Raw genomic sequence first — 7,215 nt, forward strand, 5'->3', positions numbered from 1 at the left:
AGTGAGCCGGATCGACCCGACATCCGAAATCCACCCGCATGCGGTGATCGAGGACGGTGCGCGGATTGGTCCCGGCGTAACGATCGGCCCATTCTCGCTGATCGGCGCAGAGGTCGAGCTTGGTCCCAATGTCAAGGTGATGAGCCACGTCGTCATCAAGGGCCGCACCAGCGTCGGGGAAGGCACTCTGGTCCACCCCTTTGCCGTGCTGGGCGAGATCCCGCAGGACCTGAAGTTCGGCGGCGAAAAGACCGAGCTTCGGATCGGCGTGCGGAACCGCATCCGCGAGCATGTGACGATGAACCTTGGCACCGGCGGCGGCGGCGGCGTGACCCGCGTGGGGAACGACGGCCTCTTCATGGCCGGCTGCCACGTGGCGCATGACTGCATCATCGGCGACCACGTCATCATGGTCAACAACTCGGCGCTCGCCGGGCATTGCATGCTGGGTGACGGCGTGATCGTCGGCGGGTTGTCGGGTGTGCACCAGTTCGTCCGCATCGGTGAAGGCGCCATCATCGGCGCCGTGACGATGGTGACGGCGGACGTCATCCCGCACGCGCTCGTGCAAGGGCCGCGGGGCGTTCTGGACGGGCTCAACCTCGTGGGGCTGAAGCGCCGGGGCGTCGACCGTTCGGACATCATGGCGTTGCGCGCTGCGTTGCAGACGCTGAAGCAGGGCGAGGGTACGTTCCAGGACCGCGCCCGCAGGCTGGGTGAAGAGAGCGACAGCGGCTTCGTTCGCCAGATCGTCGATTTTGTGCTGGAACGCAGCGACCGGGGGTTTTTGACGCCGTGACTGAACTGTGCCTCATCGCCGGGCAGGGCCGGCTGCCCGAAATTCTGTGCAAGGCCTTCCCCGAGGCTCGTGTCGTCGGACCCGAGGGCGACGCGCCCGAGGGGGTCGAGACCTTTCGCCTCGAGGTGCTGGGCTCTTTCCTATCCGAGCTTGCGGCGTCGGGCATCAGGCAGGTTTGCCTTGTCGGCGCCATCCGTCGGCCTGTCGTCGACCTGTCGCAGATCGACGAAGCCACGCAGCCGCTGGTTCCGCGGATCGTCACTGCTCTGGGCAAGGGTGATGACGGGGCGCTTCGGGTGCTTGTGAGCCTGATCGAGGAGGCGGGGATGGAAGTCGTTGGCGCGGCCGAGCTGTGCCCCGAACTCCTGCCGCCCGCCGGTGCTCTCGGCGCGCGCGAGCCGACCGAGCGGGACACGCGCGACATGGACCGCGCCATGTCGGTTCTCTCCACGACCGGCCCGGCCGATATCGGTCAGGGTTGCGTGGTGGCTGGCGGGCAGGTCCTGGCGGTCGAAGCGTTGCCCGGCACCGATTGGATGCTGGCCAGCGTCGCGGCGATGCGCCGCCATGTCGAGCCGGCCGGACCGGCGCGCGAGATGAACCTGAAGTCCCAGACGCTCGAGGCGCTCGGCCTTGGCGGGCAGGGTAGCGGGCCCGATCCGGACCCCGCTCGGGAAAGCCTGTGGGCGCCGACACCGGCCGGTGGTGTGCTGGCGAAGGCGCCGAAACCCGGGCAGGACCTGCGCGTGGACATGCCGACGATCGGCTCCGACACGGTGCGCCGGGCTGCCGCGGCCGGCCTTTCCGGGATCGTCGTCGCATCCGGTGGCGTCATCGTCCTGGATCGCGAGGATGTGGCGCAGGCCGCCGATTCCTCAGGGCTTTGGGTGCGCGTGGTCTGATGCGTGTGTTCCTGGTCGCCGGCGAAGCTTCGGGCGACCGGCTGGGCGCGGCGCTGATCGAGGGGCTTCGCCAGCTTGCCGGCGAGGTCGAGGTCATGGGCGTCGGCGGGCCCCTGATGGCCGAGCAGGGTCTCGACAGCCTCTTTCCGATGGACGAGCTGTCGGTGATGGGGATCGCCGAGGTGCTGCCGCGCTATCCCGCGCTACGCCGGCGGATGATCCAGACGGCCGACGCCGTCGTCGTCGCCGCGCCGGATGTGCTTATTACCGTAGACAGTCCCGATTTCGGCCTTCGCGTCGCCAAGCGCGTCCGCAAGGCCGCCCGTCTTCGGACCGTACACTATGTCGCCCCGTCAGTCTGGGCGTGGCGTCCGGGGCGCGCGGTGAGGATGGCGCCGCACGTCGACCAGGTGTTGGCCCTCTTGCCGTTCGAGCCACCTTTCATGGAACACGCCGGGATGCGCTGCGATTTCGTCGGCCATCCTGTCGTGTCCGAACCCGCCGCAACCGAGGCCGACGTCGCCGCCTTCCGCGCGCGACATGATCTTGGCGACGCACCGTACCTGCTGGTTCTGCCGGGATCGCGCCGGTCCGAGGTCGAGCGCCTCGCGCCGATCTTCGGCGCCGCGCTGACGCAGATGGCGGCACGCCACCCGGATCTGCGCATCGTGCTTCCGGTGGCTCCGGGGCGCGAAGAGCAGCTTTGCGTCGCAACACGCACCTGGCCCGAAACGATCCTGCTGGAACAGCCGGACAAGGCCGAGAAGGCTGCCGCATTCGCTGGTGCTCGTGCGGCGCTCGCCGCGTCGGGAACGGTCTCGCTGGAACTGGCCAAAGCCGGCACACCGATGGTCATTGCCTATGACATGAACTGGCTCAGCTGGCAGATCCTGTCGCGCATGGTGCGCACCGACACGGTGACGCTGGTGAACCTGATCGAGGGCAGGAACGTCGTGCCCGAGTACCTCGGCCCCGCATGCCGCCCCGGTCCGGTTGCCGATGCTCTTGATGCGCTGTGGCAGGAACCGGGGCTGCAGACGCCGGCGCTGGACCGCACGATGAAGGCGCTGGGGCAGGGCGGGAAAGCCCCTGGTCTGCGTGCCGCGCGGGCGGTGCTCGACGGACTTGCATCCGAAGGCAAAGACCGCTAGGGGACCCCCACTTCACAGGTGCGGTCCGGGCGGCCGGGGGAGACATCCCCGTTCGTCCACCGGTTGCCCCGATCGCGGGGTAATAAAGGCCGCACCAAGGTATGAAACCGGAAAAGGATAGCAGGATGGCTCTTCCCGAGTTCTCTCTGCGTCAGCTTCTTGAAGCTGGCGTTCACTTTGGTCACCAGACCCAGCGCTGGAACCCCCGCATGGGGCCGTATATCTACGGCGACCGCAACGGCATCCACATCGTCGACCTGACCCAGACGGTCCCGATGCTGGACCAGGCGCTTCAGGTCATCCGCGATACCGTCGCGAAGAACGGCCGCATCCTCTTCGTCGGTACAAAGCGTCAGGCCCAGAAGCCGATCGCCGACGCCGCCGAGCGCTGCGCCCAGTACTACATGAACCACCGTTGGCTCGGCGGCACGCTGACCAACTGGAAGACCGTTTCGCAGTCGATCAACCGCCTGCGCGAGATCGACGAGCGCATGGCCGAAGGTGCCGGCGGTCTGACCAAGCGCGAGCGTCTCGCGATGGAGCGTGACCAGGCCAAGCTGAATGCCTCGCTCGGCGGTATCCGCGAGATGGGCGGCGTGCCGGACCTCCTGTTCGTCATTGACGTGAACAAGGAAGACCTGGCCATCGCCGAAGCCAAGAAGCTGGGTATCCCGGTCGTGGCCGTTGTCGACACCAACTGCTCGCCCGACGGCGTGGACTACATGATCCCGGGCAACGACGATGCCGCCCGCGCAATCCAGCTCTACTGCGATCTGGCATCGCGTGCCGCGCTCGACGGGATGTCGGCGCAGATGGCGCAAGCCGGCTACGACGTGGGCGAGATGGAAGACGCTCCGGCCGAGGACGAGGTGCTGGATACGCCGGCGAACCAGTCCGAGCCGCTGGACGTCTCCGACGAGGCGGTGGCCGACGATGCGAAGGCCAAGGACGCTCCCTACGAGCTTGAGAACAAGGAGTAAGGACACAGTCCTTCGCCTTTTTACAGAATTGTCATCGGAGCGGGGTAGACCCCGCTCCGGGCTACCGAGAATGAGGAGAGCCGAAACATGGCGATCACCGCAGCAGACGTGAAACAGCTCCGCGAGTCGACCGGCGCGGGCATGATGGACGCCAAGAAGGCGCTGACCGAAACCGATGGCGACATGGACGCCGCGGTGGATTGGCTGCGCACCAAGGGCCTCGCCAAGGCCGCCAAGAAAGCCGACCGTACCGCGGCCGAGGGCCTCGTGGCCGTTCAGGTCGAAGGCGGCATCGGCGTGGCGGTCGAGATCAACTCCGAAACAGACTTCGTGGCGAAGAACGCCGAGTTCCAGAAGCTGGTGGGCGACATCGCGAAGATCGCGGTGAACAGCTCCTCGGTCGAAGAATTGCGCGACGCCGACATGGGCGGCAAGCCTGTCAGCGAGCGTCTGACCGACGCAATCGCCAAGATCGGCGAGAACATGACGCTGCGCCGGATGGCGAAGCTCGAAGGTCAGAACGTTGCTGCCTACGTGCACAACGCCGCAGCTGACGGCATGGGCAAGATCGGTGTGCTGGTGGCCTTCACGGGCGACGACACCGCGACCGCGCGCCAGATCGCGATGCACATCGCCGCCGTGAACCCGGCGGCTTTGAACGAGCAAGAACTCGATCGGAGCATCGTCGACAAGGAAAAGGCGATCCAGATGGACATCGCCCGCGAGTCCGGCAAGCCCGAGCAGGTCATCGAAAAGATGATCGAAGGTCGCATGAAGAAGTTCCTGGCCGAGGTCACGCTGGTCAATCAGGCATTCGTCGTGAACCCGGACCTGACCGTCGGCGCCGCCGCGAAAGAGGCCGGCATCGAAATTACCGGCTTCGAACGCGTCGAAGTGGGCGAAGGCATTGCGGTTGAAAGAGAAGACTTCGCCGCCGAAGTCGCGAAGGCCGCCGGCAAGGGCTAAGGTCCTTCACCTGACCAAGTCAGAAAGGCGCTTCGGTAACGGAGCGCCTTTCTTGTGCGTGAGTCGGGGGCACGAAAGTGTCGACTCTCATCGAAGTACAAATCTCTGAATCGGCATGCTATTTTGGCTGGCTGCGTATGGCTGCGAGGTTGTTTTCGAAGACTTCTGCCGGCGTCCGGTACCCGAGGCACTTGCGCGGCGTGGTGTTGAGGCGCTGACAAATCGACCCCAAATATCGATTCGTCAGCGCCGTCGGGTCGGTCGAGCGGGGCAGGTACCTTCGCAGCCTGTCGTTCGTATTCTCTACAGTGCCCTTCTGCCACGGCGCCTGGGGGTCGCAGAACCAGCTGTCCATGCCGATCCCCAGCTTGAGCTGCTTCCAGGCGGAGAACTCGGAGCCGCGGTCGAAGGTGGCCGACTGCCGGGCCTCTGCGGGGAGGGAGGCGAGCTTCTGGATGAGCATCTCCATGATCGGCTTGGACTGGCGATCCTCGTTGCGCAGGACGACGGTGTAGCGGCTGACCCGTTCCACCAGAGAGGTCACGTTGATCTTGCCGTGCTCCTTGCGGAACAGCATCAGGTCGCGCTCCCAGTGGCCGAACTCGACGCGATCGGCGGTCCGTTCGGGCCTGTGTGACAAGCTCTGGGTGTCGAACATGCGCGTGCGGCTGTGTCGCCGGTATCCCCGCGGACGGCGGCGCCTGCGGTGCTCGGGAAGGTGGCGGTAGAACGCCTCGGCGCGGCATCCTTCGAGTAGGCGAACCGGTAGATCGTCTCGTGACTGACCCGGATCGGGTGGCGCTCTACGCGCATCCTCCCGGGATCTGTTGGGGAGACCAGCCGGCCTTCAGCCGATCTTCGACGCCGGCCTTCAGCTGCGGGTGAATGACCATCTTACGGTGGATCGCGCGGCGCCGCTTGGACATGTCCTGAGCGTTGATCGCGTAGTATCCGTTCAGCTCCGGGATCTCCTTGTCATCGTAGAAGTTGCGTTTGAGCTCCCGGTAGATCGAGGCGGGCGCGCGGCTCGGGCGATCCGCGATCTCCGGCACCGGCATGCCAGCCTCAAGCCACTAAGCGATCTTTCGCCGTTCTTCCAGGTTCAGGTGCAGCTAAGAGCGTCCCATGGCATCCTCCGTGCAAGCTTCTGTTCAAATACAGAATTGGCACTTCGAATGTGAATCCACCAAGGTACATCTTCCGTTCCGGTAATCATGATTATGTTAATATTAGGATTGCAGATCAATCGTGTGGCTCTTCTGTCGCCACGCGAACGGCGTCCCGTACATCCTTGCGCGTGGCGGAAAATTCCTTCGTGAGCGACAGCCCCCAGAGGAGTGTCGGAATGGCCACGAAGCCGCCGAGCGGCCCCCAGAGCCACAGAAAGAAGACGAGTGCGAAGAAGATCAGGAGCGGATTGACTCGCATCGTGCGACCGATAGCCGATGGCGTGACGAACTGGGCTTCGATCAAGTTCAGCCCGAGGAACACCAAGGCCGGCACGAAGGAATAGCTGCCGTCGAAAACGATCAGCCCGGTCAACAGCAATCCTGCGAAAATCAGCGCCGGGCCGAGATACAGGATGAAGTTCAGCACGAAGACCGCAGCACCCCATAGCAGCGGCGCCGGCACTCCGAGCAGCAGCATTGCAATCGACGTGCAGATCCCGAAGCCCGCGTTGACCACCGAGATCGTCAGGAAATAGCGCGCCACCTCGCGCTCGGCTTGCTTGAGACGGTACGCCGTCTCCGTCTCGAGATCTGCAGGCGCGACGTGCTGAGCGATCCAGGCGTAGACGTCGTTCCGGGTCAGCAGGAAAAAGAACAACACGCCCGCAAAGGTAATGGTCTGCCCAAGGACCGAGGGCGCGAGAAACAGTGCATCGGCCGTTGTGGGGATCGCGATAGCGCTCCCTTCGGAGCCACCGCCATTTTCTCCCGATCCGCTGACCGCTTGACGAACCTCTTCTCCCGCAGATTCAATGCCTTGAAGCATCACTTGAAAGTCAAAGATGAACGCGCGCGTCTCTGTCAGGATTGTCGGCCATGCGTCAATCAGGCGATCTGCCACCGGCAGCGCAAGACCCGCGATCAGCACGATAAGAAAGAGCGTCAGGACGAGGCTCAGGAGTGCGGACAGACCGCGCTTCAGGCCGAGCCGCTCCCAGAAATCCGAGAGAGGCGAGAGAACGACGCCGAACACGAAAGCAAGCATCGTCGGTGCGAACACGCTCTGCGCGACGTAAAGCGCCCAGAAGATTGCCACAACACCGGCGACGATAAGCGCAATGTTCGCGGCAGTTTGAAGTCGATTGACCTGATCGGATTCCATCTCGCCCGAACGCGTCGCGTCAGGCGATGTTCCTTCATCCGAGGGCGTATCCGGCGCCGCGGACGGTTCGGATGGGGTCGGGCATG

The 7,215-nt window shown here is 64.7% G+C and carries 6 protein-coding genes and 1 pseudogene; 5 read left to right on the forward strand and 2 right to left on the reverse strand.

The features are described 5' to 3' along the window. Position 1: 1 nt before the first annotated feature. From lpxA to tsf, 5 genes are all read left to right on the forward strand, one after another. Positions 2-799, forward strand: a complete 798-nt coding sequence (gene lpxA / locus ACFDS3_RS12135) for an acyl-ACP--UDP-N-acetylglucosamine O-acyltransferase (RefSeq protein WP_375262615.1) — start codon at positions 2-4, stop codon at positions 797-799. Further along, positions 796-1,701, forward strand: a complete 906-nt coding sequence (locus tag ACFDS3_RS12140; RefSeq protein ID WP_375262616.1) for an LpxI family protein — start codon at positions 796-798, stop codon at positions 1,699-1,701. The genes lpxA and ACFDS3_RS12140 overlap by 4 nt, the downstream gene beginning before the upstream one ends. Beyond that, positions 1,701-2,852, forward strand: coding sequence for a lipid-A-disaccharide synthase (gene lpxB, locus ACFDS3_RS12145; protein ID WP_375262617.1), 1,152 nt, complete (start codon positions 1,701-1,703; stop codon positions 2,850-2,852). Before ACFDS3_RS12140 ends, lpxB begins: the two co-directional genes overlap by 1 nt. Before the next feature lie 125 nt (positions 2,853-2,977). Beyond that, positions 2,978-3,832: a 30S ribosomal protein S2 gene (gene rpsB, locus ACFDS3_RS12150; RefSeq protein WP_375262618.1), complete on the forward strand. Its 855-nt coding sequence runs from the start codon at positions 2,978-2,980 to the stop codon at positions 3,830-3,832. A gap of 87 nt (positions 3,833-3,919) precedes the next feature. Next, complete coding sequence (gene tsf, locus ACFDS3_RS12155) at positions 3,920-4,798, forward strand: translation elongation factor Ts (RefSeq protein ID WP_375262619.1); 879 nt, start codon at positions 3,920-3,922, stop codon at positions 4,796-4,798. Positions 4,799-4,916: 118 nt separating this feature from the next. Here tsf and ACFDS3_RS12160 read toward each other — a convergent pair. Continuing rightward, positions 4,917-5,910: pseudogene (locus tag ACFDS3_RS12160) on the reverse strand (IS30 family transposase). A gap of 130 nt (positions 5,911-6,040) precedes the next feature. Beyond that, on the reverse strand, positions 6,041-7,129 hold the full coding sequence (locus ACFDS3_RS12165) for an AI-2E family transporter (protein ID WP_375262620.1): 1,089 nt from the start codon (positions 7,127-7,129) through the stop codon (positions 6,041-6,043). Positions 7,130-7,215: the final 86 nt, after the last annotated feature.

The sequence above is a fragment of the Palleronia sp. genome (assembly GCF_042089775.1).
In the GTDB taxonomy this organism is placed as follows: Bacteria; Pseudomonadota; Alphaproteobacteria; order Rhodobacterales; family Rhodobacteraceae; genus Palleronia.

Bases quoted from the DNA above. Each gene is read 5' to 3' on its own strand.
- lpxB (WP_375262617.1), top strand. From the start codon at position 1,701: ATGCGTGTGTTCCTGGTCGCCGGCGAAGCTTCGGGCGACCGGCTGGGC.
- rpsB (WP_375262618.1), top strand. From the start codon at position 2,978: ATGGCTCTTCCCGAGTTCTCTCTGCGTCAGCTTCTTGAAGCTGGCGTT.
- tsf (WP_375262619.1), top strand. From the start codon at position 3,920: ATGGCGATCACCGCAGCAGACGTGAAACAGCTCCGCGAGTCGACCGGC.
- ACFDS3_RS12165 (WP_375262620.1), bottom strand. From the start codon at position 7,129: ATGGAATCCGATCAGGTCAATCGACTTCAAACTGCCGCGAACATTGCG.